Origin of the sequence: Burkholderia ubonensis (assembly GCF_001718695.1) — a bacterium.
Classification (GTDB): Bacteria; Pseudomonadota; Gammaproteobacteria; order Burkholderiales; family Burkholderiaceae; genus Burkholderia; species Burkholderia ubonensis_B.
This window is the reverse complement of record NZ_CP013422.1, coordinates 1,615,684-1,633,072: the sequence shown is the minus strand read 5'-3', so window position 1 is coordinate 1,633,072 and position 17,389 is coordinate 1,615,684. Positions and strand designations below refer to the sequence as shown.

16 protein-coding genes are annotated in these 17,389 nt (G+C 67.4%); 12 read left to right on the top strand and 4 right to left on the bottom strand.

Features of this window, described 5'->3' with window-relative positions:
• Positions 1-52: 52 nt before the first annotated feature.
• The 3 genes from WJ35_RS26855 (at position 53) to WJ35_RS26845 (ending at position 2,683) form a co-directional block, all read left to right on the top strand.
• Complete coding sequence (locus tag WJ35_RS26855; RefSeq protein WP_069240405.1) at positions 53-1,162, top strand: malate/lactate/ureidoglycolate dehydrogenase; 1,110 nt, start codon at positions 53-55, stop codon at positions 1,160-1,162.
• Positions 1,163-1,187: 25 nt separating this feature from the next.
• Positions 1,188-1,721, top strand: a complete 534-nt coding sequence (locus WJ35_RS26850) for a TfoX/Sxy family protein (protein WP_069240404.1) — start codon at positions 1,188-1,190, stop codon at positions 1,719-1,721.
• 383 nt (positions 1,722-2,104) lie between these two features.
• Positions 2,105-2,683: an NnrU family protein gene (locus tag WJ35_RS26845; protein WP_069240403.1), complete on the top strand. Its 579-nt coding sequence runs from the start codon at positions 2,105-2,107 to the stop codon at positions 2,681-2,683.
• 205 nt (positions 2,684-2,888) lie between these two features.
• Here the strand turns inward: WJ35_RS26845 and WJ35_RS26840 are convergent, their stop codons facing one another.
• From WJ35_RS26840 to WJ35_RS26825, 4 genes are all read right to left on the bottom strand, one after another.
• Entirely contained in the window at positions 2,889-3,626 is a 738-nt protein-coding gene (locus WJ35_RS26840; protein ID WP_069240402.1) for a sulfite exporter TauE/SafE family protein, read from the bottom strand.
• A 249-nt stretch (positions 3,627-3,875) separates the two neighbouring features.
• Positions 3,876-4,451 carry a DUF488 family protein gene (locus WJ35_RS26835; protein WP_069240401.1) on the bottom strand — a complete coding sequence of 192 codons (576 nt, stop codon included), beginning with the start codon at positions 4,449-4,451 and terminating at the stop codon, positions 3,876-3,878.
• Positions 4,448-4,675 (bottom strand): DUF2945 domain-containing protein, encoded by a 228-nt coding sequence (locus WJ35_RS26830; RefSeq protein ID WP_046422958.1) that lies wholly within the window; start codon positions 4,673-4,675, stop codon positions 4,448-4,450. Before WJ35_RS26830 ends, WJ35_RS26835 begins: the two co-directional genes overlap by 4 nt.
• 900 nt (positions 4,676-5,575) lie before the next feature.
• Positions 5,576-6,385, bottom strand: a complete 810-nt coding sequence (locus tag WJ35_RS26825) for an alpha/beta fold hydrolase (RefSeq protein WP_069240400.1) — start codon at positions 6,383-6,385, stop codon at positions 5,576-5,578.
• Between the two features lie 106 nt (positions 6,386-6,491).
• Between WJ35_RS26825 and WJ35_RS26820 the strand changes: the two genes are divergently transcribed.
• From WJ35_RS26820 to WJ35_RS26780, 9 genes are all read left to right on the top strand, one after another.
• Positions 6,492-7,043, top strand: a complete 552-nt coding sequence (locus WJ35_RS26820; protein ID WP_069240399.1) for a MarR family winged helix-turn-helix transcriptional regulator — start codon at positions 6,492-6,494, stop codon at positions 7,041-7,043.
• 78 nt (positions 7,044-7,121) lie between these two features.
• A complete protein-coding gene (locus WJ35_RS26815) occupies positions 7,122-8,078 on the top strand; it encodes a LysR family transcriptional regulator (RefSeq protein ID WP_010094234.1) in 957 nt (318 codons plus the stop codon).
• 207 nt (positions 8,079-8,285) lie between these two features.
• A complete protein-coding gene (locus WJ35_RS26810; RefSeq protein ID WP_029226725.1) occupies positions 8,286-9,212 on the top strand; it encodes a TauD/TfdA family dioxygenase in 927 nt (308 codons plus the stop codon).
• Positions 9,213-9,345: 133 nt separating this feature from the next.
• The gene (locus WJ35_RS26805; protein ID WP_230459739.1) at positions 9,346-10,686 is read left to right on the top strand and encodes an AMP-binding protein; all 1,341 of its coding nucleotides are present in this window, start codon (positions 9,346-9,348) and stop codon (positions 10,684-10,686) included.
• A gap of 13 nt (positions 10,687-10,699) precedes the next feature.
• The gene (locus tag WJ35_RS26800) at positions 10,700-11,326 is read left to right on the top strand and encodes a thermostable hemolysin (protein WP_060002543.1); all 627 of its coding nucleotides are present in this window, start codon (positions 10,700-10,702) and stop codon (positions 11,324-11,326) included.
• Between the two features lie 57 nt (positions 11,327-11,383).
• The gene (locus tag WJ35_RS26795; RefSeq protein ID WP_069240651.1) at positions 11,384-12,574 is read left to right on the top strand and encodes a multidrug effflux MFS transporter; all 1,191 of its coding nucleotides are present in this window, start codon (positions 11,384-11,386) and stop codon (positions 12,572-12,574) included.
• Entirely contained in the window at positions 12,571-13,005 is a 435-nt protein-coding gene (locus WJ35_RS26790) for a DoxX family protein (protein WP_069240398.1), read from the top strand. The genes WJ35_RS26795 and WJ35_RS26790 overlap by 4 nt, the downstream gene beginning before the upstream one ends.
• 158 nt (positions 13,006-13,163) lie before the next feature.
• A complete protein-coding gene (locus WJ35_RS26785) occupies positions 13,164-14,267 on the top strand; it encodes an efflux RND transporter periplasmic adaptor subunit (RefSeq protein ID WP_080484437.1) in 1,104 nt (367 codons plus the stop codon).
• Positions 14,264-17,374, top strand: coding sequence for an efflux RND transporter permease subunit (locus WJ35_RS26780; RefSeq protein WP_069240396.1), 3,111 nt, complete (start codon positions 14,264-14,266; stop codon positions 17,372-17,374). The genes WJ35_RS26785 and WJ35_RS26780 overlap by 4 nt, the downstream gene beginning before the upstream one ends.
• Positions 17,375-17,389 lie beyond the last annotated feature (15 nt).

Genomic DNA, 17,389 nt, shown 5'->3' with positions numbered 1-17,389 from the left:
CGATGGTCGGCCGATCGCGCCGACGTCGGTCTGAACCCCTGGAGTCCTGCCGATGACTATGCCGCCGATACCCGATACCGATGCGTTGTGCATGCGCGCCGAACCGCTGCACGACTTCGTCGCCGCGCTGTGGGAACGGGCCGGCAGCAGCGCGCGCGAGGCGCGGCTGGTTGCCGAGCACCTGGTCGGCGCGAACCTCGCCGGTCACGATTCGCACGGCATCGGGATGATCCCGAACTACGTCGCATCCTGCCGCGAAGGGCAGTTGCAGTTGAACCGGCATGCGGCGATCGTGCGCGACGGCGGCGCGGTGCTGACGATCGACGGCGGCCGCGGCTTCGGGCAGGTGATCGCGTTCGAGGCAATGGTCGAGGGCATCGAGCGCGCGCGGCGCATGGGCATCTGCGCGATCGGATTGCGCGACGTGCATCATCTCGGCCGCATCGGCCACTGGGCCGAGCAATGCGCGCGATCGGGGCTCGCTTCGTTCCATTTCGTCAACGTGCCGGGCGATCTGCTGGTCGCGCCGCTTCACGGCGCCGATCCCCGGTTCGGCACCAATCCGTTCTGCGCCGCGTATCCGCGCGCCGGGCGCGCGCCGCTGCTGCTCGATTTCGCGACCAGCGCGGTCGCGTACGGCAAGACGCGCGTCGCGTACCACCAGCGCAAGCGCGTGCCGGCGGGCGCGCTGATCGACCATCGCGGCCGGCCGACCGACGATCCGGCCGTGATGCACGAGCAGCCGTTCGGCGCGCTGCTGCCGTTCGGGCTGCACAAGGGTTATGCGCTCGCCGCGATGTGCGAGGTGTTCGGCGGCGCACTCGTCGGCGGGCATACGACCTACGACGGCACGTTGCAGAAGACCAGCGCGATCGTCAACGGCATGCTGTCGGTGTTGATCGATCCGAACGCGTTCGATGCGGCCGATGCGCAGCGCGAGGCCGATGCGTTCGTCGCGTGGGCGAAGGCGTCGCCGCGTTCCGGCGACGCGCCGGTGCAGATGCCCGGCGAGCCGGAGGAGGCGAGCCGCGCCGAGCGGCTCGCGCACGGCATTCCGGTCGATCGTGCGACGTGGCGGCAGATTCGCGACAGCGCGGCGGCGCTCGGCTTCGACGCCGCCGAATTCGACGCATGGACGCAACGCTGCGTCGGCGCCGCGTGATGCACCGGCAAGAAGGAGCGTGCCGATGAGCTGGCAGGCAGACAAGGCGCACGGCGACGAGATCGCGTATCGGCTCGCGATGCTCGGCAACGTCGTGGTGACGCGATTCTTCAGCGGCGCGGCGTTGCGGATCGACGGCGTGATGTTCGGGTTCATGTCGCGCGGGTCGCTGTTCCTGCGCGTCGACGACGTGAGCCGGCCCGCCTTCGTCGCAGCCGGGATGGGACCGTTTTCGTATTCGGGACGCACGCGCACCGTCAATCTCGAAGGCTATTACGAAACCCCGGCCGACGTGCTCGAGGATGCGAGCGCGCTGTTCGACTGGTGCCGCGGCGCGTATCGGGCCGCGTTGCTGGCGGGGCCGCCGAAGCGCAAAGCGAAGGCGAGGCGGAAGCCGGTGGACGAGGGTGAGGCGGAGTCGCGGTCGATGCGTGGGCGCAGTGTCAAGCCGTCCGCGAAACCTGACGCGAAGCGGGCGACGGAATCGGCTTCGAAGCGTGCGTCGAAAGCGAAAACGAAATCCGGAGCGAAACCGGCGTCGAAGCGTAAGCAGGCGTAGCGTCGGTCGGCGTGACGGCAACTGCGGATTGTTCAGTGTTCGGGGCTTGTCGATACTGGACCCGCGGCGGTCGATGTTCGCTGCGCTCGGCGCTCGGCACGCGACGCTCAGGACTCTTACTCGATGCTCAGTGCCCTGCGCCGTCCGCACGCATACGCCCTGACGATTCGCGCGCCGCACGTTGCTCGCATCCGCTAGACGAAACTTCAAGCATGCCGCGCGCTGTTTCTCCGCGCTTCACAACGACCGGCCCGGCGTTTATGATCGGCGCGAGCCGCACGCGACATCTGAGCGGCCCGCACCGCGACACCCGCCCCGCGAACGGCGCATCGAACGCCGCGCTGAATGCATTCCCCACTCATCGTTGCAGATGGAGACAGCCGATGTTCGTCCTGATTCTCGGTTTAGTGATCTTTCTTGGTGTGCATTCGATCCGCATCGTGGCCAGCCGCTGGCGCGCCGCGACAATCGCGCGCGTCGGTGAGCGCGGCTGGAAGGCCGGCTATTCGGTTGCGTCGCTGATCGGCTTGGTGTTGGTCGTGCGCGGCTGCGGGATCGCCCGCGACAGCGCGACGCTGCTGTGGGTCTCGCCGGTCGGCGTGCGGCACCTGACCGGCGTGCTGACCGCGCTCGCGTTCGTGCTGATCGCGGCGGCGTATGTGCCGGGCAACCGCATCAAGGGGCTCGTCGGGCACCCGATGCTGGCCGGCGTGATGGTATGGGCCGTCGCGCACCTGCTCGCGAACGGCACGCTGCACGCGGTCGTGCTGTTCGGCGCGTTCTTCGCGTGGTCGCTCATCCTGTTCATCGTGTCGCGCACGCGCGATCGGCGCGACCGCGTCCGTTATCCGGCGGGCCGTCTGTCGGGCGATGTGTCGGCGATCGCGGCCGGCGTCGTCGCATGGGCCGTGTTCGCGCTGTTCCTGCACGGCTGGCTGATCGGCGTGCGGCCGTTCGGCTGAACGTTGCGCGTGCGCAGGCTCGGCGACTGCGTCACGCCGATGGCCGCGGCCCGGCGCGCGAGCGGCAGGCATCGCCCGGCCTACCGGCCGACGCATTCAACATCGGCGGCAGCATTGACCGACGGCGGGCACGATCGCGCGGCGGCTGGCGAGTTCGCCCGCGCATCGACGCGGGCGCATAGCGACGACGCTCGCGGCGCGCGCGTCACAGCGGCCTGACGAACAGCCCGATGGTCAGCGCGATGCCGATGCACACGATGCCGAGCCGCAGCACGCGCTCGTTGACGCGGTGCAGCGCCCACGATCCGCACAGCCCGCCGACGACGGCGCCGCCGCCGAGCGCGAGCGCGGCGGACCAGTGCAGGTGCGGCGAGGTCAGGAACAGCACGACCGCCGACGCGTTCATCACGCCCGCGAGCGCGTTCTTCGTCGAGGCCGCGTGACGCGGCGACAGGCCCGCCATCGTCAGCGCCGCCATCATCAGGAAGCCGATGCCCCCGCCGAAATAGCCGCCGTAGATCGCGATCGCGAACTGCGCAACGGCGGTCGTGACGGGGCCGAGATGGACCGTCTCCTCGCTCGGCTTGCGCAGGAAGCTGCCCCACGCGAACACGGCCGTCGCGAACAGCACGAGCCACGGCACGAGCCGCGAGAAGATCGACGACGGCGTCTTCAGCAGCAGCAGGCCGCCGAGCGCGCCGCCGACGATGCTGATCAGGAACAGCGCGCGAAACGGCAGCTGGCCCGCGCCGCGCACATGGTGGCGGCTGGCCCAGCCGGTCGTCACCTGTGCGGGAAAGAGCGCGACCGTCGACGTGATGTTCGCGGAGAGCGGCGACAGGCCCGACACGATCAGCGCGGGCAGCGTGACGAACGAGCCGCCGCCCGCGAGGGAGTTCTGCAGGCCGGCCCAGAGGCCGGCGAGGATGATGAGGACGAGCATCGGTGCGCAGGAAGGGTAGCGTGGCAGGGCGCGCCGGCGGCGAGCGCGAGCGCGAAGGTGGCCCGATGGTAATGCAGGATCGCGTCCGCGCAAAGGCGGTGCGTGCGCTCCGTTTCAGACGCGCACGGGCGGCCGCCGTGCGGCGGCGCATCGGCCGGCTGCGTCAACCGGTCGTGTCAACCCGTCGCATCAACCAACCGCGTCACCCAACCGCATCAACCAGCCGGCGCGGGCAGCGCCGACGCCCGGTCATTCGTTCGATTGCGGCGCGGCATCTTCCTGCGTATCGCCGTCGGCGTCCGGATAGACGACCGCACCGTCGTCGCGGACCGTCGCGCCGGCCGTGATGCGCGCCGGCTCGACACGATTCAGGCCCATGATGTGCAGCACCGTCTCGCCGCGCGCGATCAGGTAGTCGGCGACGATGCGCCGGTGACAGCGCCACCACACGGCCTCCGAACACATGAGCGCGCAGCGCTGCTGCTCCCCGAGCGCGATCAGCCGCGTGAGGCCGGCGCGGAATTCCGGCGACAGCGCGTAGTCGGCATACCGATGGAAGCTGCGGTTCGTCCAGAAGCCGTTGAGTGCGTCGGGCACGTCGCGCGACTTGCCGCGCAGGCCGCCGAGCGCGGCGACGTGTTCATAGGCGATGTCGGACGGCGCCAGCGCGACCGGCAGCGTCGCTTCGTTGAACTGCGGATTGGTGCGCGAGCGCGTCATCTTGCGGATATCGACGAGCAGCGTGATGTCGACGGCCCGCAGCATCGCGACGAGTTCGCCGAGCGTGCGGTTCGAATGGCCGATCGTGTAGAACGGGAGCGTCACGTGCGCTCCTTGCCGGCGACGCGTTCGAGCACGCGGCCCCGATGCGCGGCGACGTGATCGGTCCGGTCGCTTTTTATTTCGTATTGGGGGTCGTCGGGCGACGCGCGATGACGATGGCCTTTGTAGTCGAAATCCTGCGTGTGCACCGCAATGATCGTGCCGGTCACGTAACCGGCTTCGGAATTCCAGCGGACATGGTCGCCCGGTTCGAACGGCGTCGTCATGCGTGAGCCTCCTCGTGGTGATGCTGTTGCGATACGGCCGCAAGCGGCGGGTGGAGCGAGTCACGCCAGTATGCACATTGCCGCGCTTTCGCGCGTGCGAGGTGCATCGTGTGGGGCCTCGGTCAGGCTCGTCCATGCAATCTGCATGCCCCGTGTCGACGTCGGAAGTGACATTTTGCTTCGCAAGCATCGACGACCTTGCTTCCGCCGATGGCTCGACGGGGAGCAGGCGAAGCAGATGAAAGTCGATCCCGATCGGATCGTCCGGTATATGGCGCCGTCTCCGAACGACCGCCTCGAATCGGCGCGCGGTTCGGCAATGGACCGCCGACAGGACATCGTGCATCAGCAAAACTCTGGCAGTTTTTGCAGATGCGTTGTCATCTTCCACAAATTCATGCTGGCTGGATGTCGATAAAGTACGCATCACGGAGACGCTTCAAAGCACCGACGTGCCGGTTTCCCGTGCTTCGAGCCGGGAGTGAACAAGCGTTGTGCGATGTCGATGGCCGCGATGCGTCATGAACCCATGATGCAGCGCTTCGAGCGCTGTTCAGCACCATCGACGGATCGCCGAGAGATCGACCGCTTCCGATGTAGAGCGATGACCTGGTGCAGACGTGAGATGGCGGACTTCTAGGTCGGAGTGCTACGACGATGAATGGCGCTACGGGCGAACACGAACGATTACGACCGTTTGCGTTCGGAGCCGAATCCGGCCGGGCGACGGCGTTGCTGCGCACTTTCCGCCAACAACGACGTTCTCACCATTGCTCGACGTAGACAAACGCGGTCAGCCAGTAGCCGAGGAAGCCGAGCGCGAAGCCGGCTTCGTCGCCTGCGGTGCCGTTGATGACGGCCCACGCACCTCACGCCTCCAGACGAGATTCGTGCGAAACCCTACACAGCATTTGACCCGCCAAGAAAGCGCAATACCGCCCAATTGAACGCCCCGGCGCGGTCGAGATTTGCATGATGTCCGCCTCCGGGAAGCGTTCCGTAGCGGGCACCCGGAATCATGGCAGCGAGCCGTTGCCCTTCGGTCGCCGGAAAAATGCTGCCGTCTTCGCTTTGCAACACGAGCGTTTCGCTGCGTACGAGATTCAGTCGCCTTCTGACGTCGTAGTTCGCGATCCCGATGCAAAGGCGGGCAAGCTGCGCGGAATCGGTGGTTGCCGCGCGCGCATGGCCGATCTGATACGCGATCTCGCCAGCTTCCGATTGAGCGAATTCGGCGCTCACCATCAGCGGCCACATTTCCTCGAACCAGCGGCTTGCGCCATCGTCGCGCGCGAAACCGCATTTCCAGAACTCGAAGCGCCGGACGAAATCGTCGTCGACCAGGTTCGAACAGCCGTTGCACACCACCAGCTTGCCGACGCGTGCGGGCGCATCGAGCGCGATCGTCAAGGCGATCGCGCTACCAAGCGAGATGCCGACGAGGGCGGCACTTTCGAGGCCAAGATAATCCAGCAGAAACTGCAGGCTGCCGGCAAGTTCCCTCACGTCAAGCGTGCGATCCGGGTACGACGACGCGCCGTGACCGGGCAGGTCCGGCACGATCACGCGATATCCCGCGTGACGCAGGAACGGCACCTGGCGTGCCCAGGCGAGTCCGCAGCTGCCCAGATCGTGAATCAGCATGATCGGCAGGCCGCTGCCGATGTCCGCGTAATAGAGATCGTGGTCTTTGAATGATAGTTTTGCCATCTGCCTGCTCCACTGCTGTCCCCCGTGTACTTCTGAACTATCTTAATATTGAGATATATTGGCTGCAAGTTGAGCGACCAAGCCCCCATCGAATGCGAGGATATTCATGACGGTTCCGGGTACCGAAGATCACGTTGACCTCGTCGTCGCGCAGTGGCGCGACGAGCGGCCCGGGCTCGACGTGACGTCGATGGAGATCTTCGGCCGGCTGGCGCGGCTGGCGAAGCACTGTGAAAAGGCGCGCGCCGAGGCGCTGTCGCCGTTCGGTTTCAAGGAAGGGGAGTTCGACGTGCTCGCGACGCTGCGGCGCGCGGGAAAGCCGTATGAATTGTCGCCGACGCAACTGTACCGCTCATTGATGATCACGTCGGGCGCAATCACCAACCGGCTGATGCGGCTCGAACAGGCGGGCTTCGTCGAGCGCGTGCCGAATCCGCACGACGGCAGGGGAATGGCCGTGCGATTGACTCGCGAAGGGCTCGCACTGATCGACAGGGCGGTGAATGTACACGTGGACACACTGAATCTGTTGCTCGGCGGGCTGGATCGGGACGACCGCACGACACTTGCATCGCTCCTGAAGCGTGCGCTTCTCGCGCTACCGGGCGAAGCGCTCCCGTCCGATGGCGCAGGGTGGGCGCGAGGGGAGCAGGCGTGACAGACCGAACCTCGATGGGTTTAAGATAAAGACCGCAACAAATGAGGCCGGCGACAACAATAACGATAAGGAAATATCGTGCTCAACAACAACGTATTGCGCCAACTCGACTTGCAGGACGTGATGGTGTTTCTGTGCCTGTACGAACACAAGAGCGCGCGCCGCACCGCCGAGGTGCTGAGCATCAGCCAGCCGACCGTCAGCTATTGCCTGAAGCGGCTGCGCAACTGCTTTCACGACGTGCTGTTCGATGTCGATCACGGCAGCCTCGTGGCGACGCCGAAAGCCGAGGCGATCGAGCCGTATCTGCGCAACGTGATCGATGCGGTGAACCATTGCGCGGACATGGACGACGACCAGGTCGCCGCGGCGGCGCACCGCGTGATCCGCGTGTGCGCGCCGGAGTATTTCGAGCTGTTGCTGCTGCCGGGTGTGCTCGAATCGTTCATGAAGCGCGGCCGCGAGACGTCGCTGATCGTCGAGCGGCTCGGCCGCGAATTACCGGTCGAGCGGCTGCTCGCCGGCGAGATCGATTTCGCGACCGGCTTCGGCCCCGGCTATCACCGGCTGCATCCGGACCTGCAATGGGAATCGGTGCTGTCCGACACGTTCGTGTGCCTGACCGCATCGCGCAAGCTCGCGCCGACGACGCGCGTGACGCTCGACGAGTTCTGCGACATGCATCACGTGTTCCCGACGCCGTGGATCTCCGAGCGCAACATGATCGACGGCTGGCTCGAGAAGCTCGGGCGCTCGCGCAACATCGTCGCGCGGGCGAATACGTATCAGGCCTGCCTGAACATCGTCTCGCGGCTGCCGGTCGTGCTGACGCTGCCGCAACGGCTGATTCCGTACCTGTCGATCCCGCCGTCGGTGCAGATCTGCGACGTGCCGCTCGGCTTTCCGACCTTCACGCTCGACGTGATCTGGGCGACCCAGATGGAAAAGAACCACGACATCCGCAGCATGCGGATGCTGTTCAAGGATCTCGCAAGCGCGAACGCGCTCGAACCCGGCGCGGCGCACGCGCTCTGAGCGGGCCGCGGCGGCGCGTGCCGCCCGGCTGATTTTTTCGCGTGGGGAAGCACCCGGCGGGCTTTCTCACGAATCTCTCAACAAAATTACATCCAGCTTTTAATTTTTAAAACGGCGTGCCGCTTCGTGTCGGTAAATTGAGTGGTGTTCGACGAGGCCAGGACTCGAACACACCAAGACTAACCACACTGAGAGTGAGAGGCACACATGATGGATGTTGACGTAGTCACCGCGCAGGTCCACCACAAACCATTGCCGCGCTTCGGCTTCGAATTGATCGAGAGCCTGGAGCCGGGCCAGAAGGCGATCGACATCGTCGATACCGATCAGCTATACGAAAATCTCGCGCACTCGGGCGTCGTGATCTACCGCAACTTCGCGGACACGCTCGAGGATTTCAACCGCTTCGTCAGCCAGCACTCGGCGCGCGTCACGTTCGATCCGGCGCGCAAGGCGTCGACCGAGAACACCGCGGAAATCGACGCGGGCCACCTCGAGATGGGCCTGCATCAGGAAAACGGCAACCTGCCGTTCACGCCGGATCTGCAGTGGTTCTTCTGCCTCGAGCCGGCGCGCGTCGGCTCCGAGACGACGATGTGCGACGGCCTGCGCGTGCTGCACGAGCTGTCGCCGGCCACCCGCCGCCTGTTCGAGCAGCGCAGGATCAAGTACGCGCGCCGCATTCCCTGGCCGAACGTGCAGCGCTTCCTGAGCATCGAGCTGCAGGTGAGCGCGCATGAGGTGAACGACTCGCATCTCGAAGTCGTCAACCAGCGCGTGCCGGGCCAGCACTACCGCCGGCTCGACCAGTTCCTCGTGTCGTCCGAACGCGTGACGGATGCGATCACCACGAGCTGCTTCTCCGGCCGCCGCGCGTTCTGCAATTCGCTGCTCGGGCCGAGCGTGAACTACGAACCGCCGCTCATCACGTGGGAAGACGGCACCGACATCGATTTCGAGGTGTGGGACGAAATCAAGGACGTGACCGCGCGCTACACGTACGACCTGTTCTGGAACAAGGGCGACATCGTCGTGATCGACAACACCCGCGTGATGCACGGCCGCCGCCGCCTCGCGGATACGGGCCGCCGGATCTTCGGCGCGCAAAGCTATCGCAAAGGAGCCATTGCATGATCAGCGCACTCCTCGAACGTCATTTCGCCGAAGCGCAGGACCGGATCGTCGTGCGCGAGATGGAAGGCCGCGACTATTCGCTCGCGGAACTGCGCGCCGACGTGGAGCGGATCGCCCCGCGACACTGCAGGACGTGTACGGCGATTGCAGCGGGCTCGTGTTCGGGATCGCCGCCCGCTCGAGCTATACGTGGGTCGCGACGATGCTGGCGATCTTCCGCGTGAAGGCCGTGCTGCTGCCGGTGCCGATCGAATTCTCCGACGAGCAGATCGGCAGCCTGCTGCACAAGGCCACCGCGATCTTCGCGCAGGACGCGCACACCGCGGCGCGCATCAGCGCGATCCTGCCCGGCATCGCGTGCCTCGACGCCGCGAGCGAGCGCAGCGCGTGGCCCGCGCAGGGCGCGCCGGCCGGCGAGCGGATCGAGCCCGGCATCTGCGGGATCATCCATACGTCCGGCACGACGTCGAAGCCGAAGGGCGTGAAGATCCGCGACGAGGCGGTCGGCCTGCTCGTGACGAACGTGCTGAAGCGCGTGCCGCAGGCGCCGCTCGACTACCTGTCGATCGTGCCGATGAGCCTGCTGATCGAACAGGTGCTCGGCGTGTTCCTGCCGATCCTGTCCGGCGGCTCGCTGACGCTGATGCCGGCGCGCTATGCCGAGTACGGCGCGCGCAGCGGCAATGCGCGCGACTACCTGGATCTGATCGCGCAGGTCGATCCGAACTTCCTGTACCTGCCGCCGAAGCTGCTCGAGGAAGCCGACGCGCTGCTCGAATCGACGAGTGTCACGAGCCTGTTCGGCCGCCGCAATCCGCACATCATCACCGGCGGCGCGAAGATTCCGGCCACCGTGCTCGAATCGCTCGACAAGCGCGGCGTGCAGGTCTACGAAGCGTACGGCCTGAGCGAGAACAGCTCGATCATCTCGCTGAACCATCCGGGGCATCGCCGCATCGGCTCCGCCGGCCCGCTGCTCGACGGCATCGTGCCGACGATCGTCGACGGCGAGCTGCGCGTGCTCACCCCGACGCTGTGCGCCGGCTACTACAACTCGGACGACACGTCGTGCGAGCTGACCGACGGCTACCTGCACACGGGCGACATCGCGGAGATCGTCGACGGCTACCTGTACATCACCGGCCGCAAGAAGCACGTGATCATCCTGTCGACGGCCCGCAACATCTCGCCGGAGTGGGTGGAGACGGTCTACAAGGAAAGCGCGCTGATCGACGACATCGTCGTGTTCGGCGAAGGCCGGGAAGAGCCGGCGGCGATCGTGCTGTCGCAGCACGACGAGGCGGCGATTCGCGGCGAGATGGCGCGCCTCGAGCCGCGGCTCGCGGATTTCGCGCGGGTGCGGCGCGTGCGGGTGGTGGCCGACATCGAGCGCTTCCGCAAGGACTATTACACGGTCACGGGCCGGCCGCGCCGCCAGCTGATCGAACGCGATCTCGCGGCGTCGCTGTACTGATCGGGAGCCGAACGTGCACATCGTACGAACTTTCCATCCGGGGCAGGCCGCTTATCGCGCGATGCAGCTGGCGGTCGCCCAGAACTACTACCAGGCGCACGGCGCGCGCCCGGAGCCGCGCCCCGACCAGTTCTGGTGCCTGACCGACCGCGCGATGACGCTGCCCGGCTACGCGTGCGTCGGGTTGAGCTGGGGCGACAGCGCCCCGCTCTTCTCGGAGTACTACCTGGACGAGTCGCTGACGCATCTGTACGGGCTGTCGCGCGCGGAGCTCGTCGAACTCGGGCAGTTCTCGTCGTTCGGCTCGAAGGGCGCGGGGCGCTACCTGATCGCGAACGTGTTCCGCACGCTTGCCCAGCATCACTACCGGTACGTGCTGATGACGGCGACCGAGCGGGTGCGGCACATCGTGCAGTCGCTGCAGATCGGCTATGACGATCTCGGTCACGCAAGCGTGAGCCGCGTGCGCGACCAGCACGTCGACTGGGGCACGTACTACGACAACGCGCCGCGCGTGATCATGGTGAAGATCGGCGGCATGGCCGCGCGCGACGAGCTGCCCGCCTGGAGCCCGCTCGACGACAAGCCTCCGCCGCGCTGCGCTTCCCGGCACGTCGCGCTCGCCGCGCCTGGTCATTGATCCCGGTGGGCCGTGCGCTTCGGCGCCGGCCCGCCTCGTTACATCTGGAACGTCCCCATGTCCGATTCCAAACAATACGAAAACTTTCTCGTGTTCCTGGCGCCGCTGATCAACAGCGTCGGCGGGATCGCGATCGACCTGTACGCGCCGAGCATTCCGGCGATCGGCCGCGAGCTCGGCGTCGCGCCGAGCATGATGCAGAACACGATCACCATCACGCTCGTGTTCTATGCGCTCGGCCAGCTCGCGTTCGGCATGCTCGCCGACTGGTGGGGGCGCCGGCCGTCCGTGCTGGCCGGCCTCGCGCTGTTCATCGCGGGCAGCGCGCTCGCGGTGGCCGCGCCGTCGTTCGAGGCGCTGATGGTCGGTCGCGCGATCCAGGGCTTCGCGATCGGGTCGTGCCAGGTGGTCGCGCGCGCCGTGCTCGTCGATACCGTGAAGGGCGACCGCTTCCGCGTCGCGATCGTCTACCTGAGTCTCGCATTCGGGCTCGGCCCGGTGATCGCGCCGTACGTCGGCGGGCTCGTGCAGGAGATGGCGGGCTGGCGCTGGAACTTCGTCGTCTACTGCGGCTACGGGCTCGTCGTGCTGTCGTTCGCGTTCGCGGGCCTGCGCGAGTCGCTGCGGCCCGAGATGCGGCGCACGCCGGCGCAGACGATAGCGGGCTACCGCGAGATCCTGTCCGATCCGCATTTCCTGTCCGCCGTCGGGATGCTCGGGATGAGCTTCTCGGCATTCCTGATGTGGAACGTGATCGGGCCGTACATCGTGCAGCATCGCCTCGGGCACAGCGCGTCGTACTTCGGATCGACGGCGCTCGCCGTCGGCCTGTGCTACCTCGGCGGCACGACGCTGAACCGCAGCCTGATCAAGCGCTACAGCGGCGAGCAGTTGATGCGCGGCGGGATCGTGCTGTTCGCGCTCGGCGTCGCGTGCGTCGCGTCGAGCGGCACCGCGCTCGTGCTCGTCACCGCGCTCGGCGGGATCATGCTGATCGCATTCGCGCAGGGCTTCATCTTCTCGAACGCGATGGCCCGCTCGATGGCGCTGTTTCCGGGGCGCGCGGGCGCCGCGGCGAGCCTGCAGGGCTGCCTGATGCTGGTGCTCGGTTCGATCGTGTCGGGGGTCGTCAGCGCATTGCCCATGGAGACGAACGCGACGATTGCCATCATGTTCGCGTGTCTGCTCGGCGTGACCATGATCGGCTTCCGGCAGCTGCATCGCCGCCATCCGCAGGTGGCGCGATGAAGGCGGCCGCCGCGCTCGCGCTGCGCGTCGTGCTCGGCGTGTTCTGGAGCTGGGCGGGCTTGACGAAGATCGTCGGGCACTTCGATGCAGGCCCCTTTCTGACGGCAGCCGTCTCGCGATCCGCGGTGGCGCCCGAAGCCGTGCGGCTCGCGCTGACCGGCGCGATCGTGCACGTCGCGCTTCCGCACGTCGTCGCGGTGAACCTGATCGTGCCCTGGCTGGAACTGGCGGCAGGATTATCGATCCTGCTCGGCATCGCGATCGCGTGGGGTGTCGCCGGCGCGGCGGCGATGTCCGCGCTGTTCCTGATGTGCGGGGCGGTCGGCACCAATCCATTGCTGCTGTTCGGCGCCGTCCTGTTGGCGATGTCACACCCGTATGCGCGCGCATGGACCCTTCATGCGCCGCGAGCGCCTGCCACGACCATCTGAGCTCGTAGCGGGCGTTGCTTCGCCGCTTGCCGCGTTCGTCGCGGCAAGCGGCTTTTTTCGTGTCGGGCATGCGAAAAATTTAAACGGGGATTCGAAAAGTTGACGTCCGGGCGCGGCGGCTCCACCCAAACTGACGTCATGACTGATTCATTGGGGAGATATCGGTGAGACGCTCTGTGTTCCTTGCCGCAGGCGCGTTGGTCGTCCTGTCCGGCGCATTGTTCCTTTGGCGCACGGAACGTGTATCGGCGGCCGATCGGCCTGCGTCGCCACCGGCGCCGTTGCCGGTCGAGACCATCGTCGTGAAGCCGCAGGCCGATGCGCCGACGCTCGATGCGGTCGGTTCGCTCGAAGCGGTGCGGCAGGTGACGATCGCGCCGGAAGTCGCCGGGCGCGTCGTGGACATCCGCTTCGTCGCGGGCTCGCGCGTGAGCGCCGGGCAGCCGCTCGTGCAGCTCTACGATGCACCCGAGCAGGCGAAGCTCGCCGGGCTGCAGGCGAAGGCCGACTACACGCGCCGGCAGTTTGCGCGCGCCGAGCAGCTCGTGCCGAACGGCGCCGAACCGAAGGCGACCTTCGACGCGCGCCGCTACGAGCTCGACGCCGCGCGCGCCGACATCCGCGAGACGCAGGCCGTGATCACGCAGAAGCTGATCCGCGCGCCGTTTTCCGGCGTGATCGGACTGCGGCGCGTGAACCTCGGCCAGTACCTGAATCCGGGCGACGCGATCGCGACGCTCACCGATCTCGATGCGCTGCACGCGAACTTCACGGTGCCGCAGAAGGCGCTGAGCCGCGTCGCGCTCGGGCAAGCCGTGCGCGTGACGACGGACGCCTACCCGGGCCGCACCTTCGAAGGGCGCGTGACCGCGATCGAGCCGCAGGTCGGCGACGAGACGCGCAACATCACCGTGCAGGCGACCGTGGCCAACGCCGGCCAGCTGCTGCGCCCGGGCATGTACATCGATGCGCACCTGGCGCTGCCGGGCCGCGACGCGGTGATCAGCGTGCCGGATACCGCGGTGCAGACGTCGCAGGCCGGCGACAGCGTCGTCGTGGTCGAGCAGCGCGACGCGCGCGGCGTCGGCGTGGCGCGCGTGCGCCAGGTGCGCATCGGCGCGCGCGACCGGGGCCGCATCGTCGTCGAGGACGGGCTGCGCGCCGGCGACGTGGTCGTGACGACCGGGCAGCTGCGCGTCGCGCCGGGCGCGAAGGTGCAGGCGCTCGCCGACGCGTCCGCGCAACGGGAGAGCGTGCGATGAGCCAGCCCACGCAAGGCCCCACGCAAGGCCCCACGCAAGGCGCGCGCTTCACCGACATCTTCGTCCGGCGGCCGGTGCTGTCGCTCGTCTGCAGCCTGCTGGTCCTGCTGATCGGGCTGCGCTCGCTCGGCGCGCTGCCGGTGCGCCAGTACCCGATGCTCGAGAGCGCGACGATCAGCGTCGAAACCGCGTATCCCGGCGCGTCGCAGGCGCTGATGCAGGGCTTCGTGACGACGCCGATCGCGCAGTCGATCGCGACCGCGGACGGCATCGAATACCTGAGCTCCACGTCGACGCAGGGCAAGAGCGTCGTGAAGGCGCGGCTGCGCCTGAACGCGAACGCCGACCGCGCGATGACGGAAATCATGGCGAAGGTGCAGGAGGTCAAGTACAAGCTGCCCGAAGGCGCGTACGACTCGGTGATCACGAAGCTCACCGACGCGCCGACGGCCGTCATGTATCTCGGCTTCTCGAGCGACACGCTGTCGATTCCGGAGATTACCGACTACGTGGTGCGGGTCGCGCAGCCGCTCGTCACGACCGTGCCGGGCGTCGCGTCGGCCGAGATCGTCGGCGGGCAGAACCTCGCGATGCGGGTCTGGCTCGACGCGTCGCGGCTCGCCGCGCACGGGCTGTCGGCGGCGGACGTGGCGAGCGCGCTGAAGGCGAACAACGTGCAGGCCGCGCCGGGGCAGGTGAAGGGCGCGCTCACGGTCGCCGACATCTCCGCGAATACCGACCTGACCGACGTCGGCGCGTTCGGCAACCTCGTCGTGAAGTCCGACGCGACCGGCAGCTTCGTGCGGCTGCGCGACGTCGCGACCATCGAGCTCGGCGGGCAGCAATACAACGCGAGCGCGCTGATGAACGGCCGCCGCGCGGTGAACATCGCGATCAACGCGACGCCGTCGGGCAACCCGCTCGACATCGTGCGCGGCGTGCAGGCGCTGCTGCCGACGATGGAGCGCAACAAGCCGGCCAGCATCCGGATCGGCGACGTGTTCGACGTCGCGCGCTTCGTCAACGCGTCGATCGACGAGGTGCGCGAGACGATCGTCGAGGCGATCGCGATCGTCGTCATCGTGATCTTCCTGTTCCTCGGCTCGTTCCGCGCGGTCGTGATCCCGGTCGTGACGATTCCGCTCGCGCTCGTCGGCTCCGCCACGCTGATGCTCGCGGCCGGCTTCTCGCTGAACCTGCTCACGCTGCTCGCGATGGTGCTGGCGATCGGGCTCGTCGTCGACGACGCGATCGTCGTCGTCGAGAACATCCACCGGCACATCGAATCCGGCGAGCCGCCCGCGCGCGCGGCGCTGCTCGGCGCGCGCGAGATCGCGTCGCCCGTGATCGTGATGACGATCACGCTCGTCGCCGTGTACGCGCCGATCGGCCTGATGGGCGGGCTGACCGGATCGCTGTTCCGCGAATTCGCGTTCACGCTCGCGGGCGCGGTGTGCGTGTCGGCAGTGATCGCACTGACGCTGTCGCCGATGCTGAGCTCGCTGCTGCTCGACAGCCGGATGTCGGAAGGGCGCATCGCGCGCGCGATCGAGCACACGCTGTCGCGCGTCACGCACGGCTACCGGCGGCTGCTGCACGCGAGCCTCGCCGCGCGGCCGGCGGTGCTGGTGTTCGGCGCGGGCGTGCTGCTCGGCATCGGGCTGCTGTTCAGCGGCGTGAAGCGCGAGCTCGCGCCGCAGGAGGACCAGGGCTCGATCATGCTGCAGGTGAAGGCGCCCCAGTACGCGAACCTCGACTACCTCGAACGCTACGCGCCGCAAGTCGAGAAGGTGTTCCGCTCGCTGCCGGAAGCCGACACGAGCTTCGTGCTGAACGGCGTCGGCGGCGCCAATCTCGGCTTCGCCGGCGTGAACCTCGTCGACTGGTCGAAGCGCACGCGCGGCGCCGCCGATCTGCAGGCGCTCGTGCAGGCGCGCGCGAACGCGATCGCCGGCGACCAGGTGTTCACGTTCCTGCTGCCGTCGCTGCCCGCGTCGAGCGGCGGCCTGCCGATCCAGATGGTGCTGCGCGCGCCGGCCGACTTCAAGGACATCTTCGCGACGATGGGCAAGCTGAAGGCCGCCGCGTCGAAGAGCGGGCTGTTCGCGGTCGTCGACAGCGACCTGACGTTCGACAGCCGCGCGGTCGGCGTGACGATCGACCGCAACCAGGCGAACGCGCTCGGCGTGACGATGAAGGACATCGCCGATACGCTCGCGGTGCTCGTCGGCGAGAACTACGTGAACCGCTTCGACCACGACGGGCGCTCGTACGACGTGATTCCGCAGGTCGCGCGCGCGGAGCGCCTGTCGTCCGACATGCTGAACCGCTATTACGTGAAGACGCGCAGCGGCAAGATGGTGCCGCTCGCGACGGTCGTGCACGTGTCGAACGGCAGCCAGGCGAACGCGCTCACGCAGTTCAACCAGATGAACTCGGCGACGCTGTCGGCCGTGGCCGCGCCGGGCGTGACGATGGGGCAGGCGGTCGAGTTCCTGCAGAAGCAGGCGCTGCCGCCCGGCTACGACATCGACTGGCTCGGCGAATCGCGCCAGTACGTGCAGGAGGGCAACCGGCTGACCGTCACGTTCGTGTTCGCGCTCGTCGTGATCTTCCTCGTGCTCGCCGCGCAGTTCGAGAGCCTGCGCGATCCGCTCGTGATCCTCGTGTCGGTGCCGCTGTCGGTGTGCGGCGCGCTCGTGCCGCTGTATCTCGGCTTTGCGACGCTGAACATCTATACGCAGATCGGGCTCGTCACGCTGATCGGGCTGATCTCGAAGCACGGGATCCTGATGGTGAGCTTCGCGAACGAGCTGCAGCGCACGCAGAACCTCGACCGGCGCGCGGCGATCGAGCACGCGGCCGCCGTGCGGCTGCGGCCGATCCTGATGACGACCGCGGCGATGGTCGCCGGGCTCGTGCCGCTGATCTTCGCGCGCGGCGCGGGCGCGGCCAGCCGCTTCGCGATCGGGATCACGGTCTCGACCGGCATGCTGGTCGGCACGCTGTTCACGCTGTTCGTGCTGCCGACCGTGTACACGCTGATCGCGAAGCGGCATCGCGAGGCGGCGACGAGCGAACGTGCGCGCGTGCTGGAGACCGTATGAGCGCGCAATCGACAA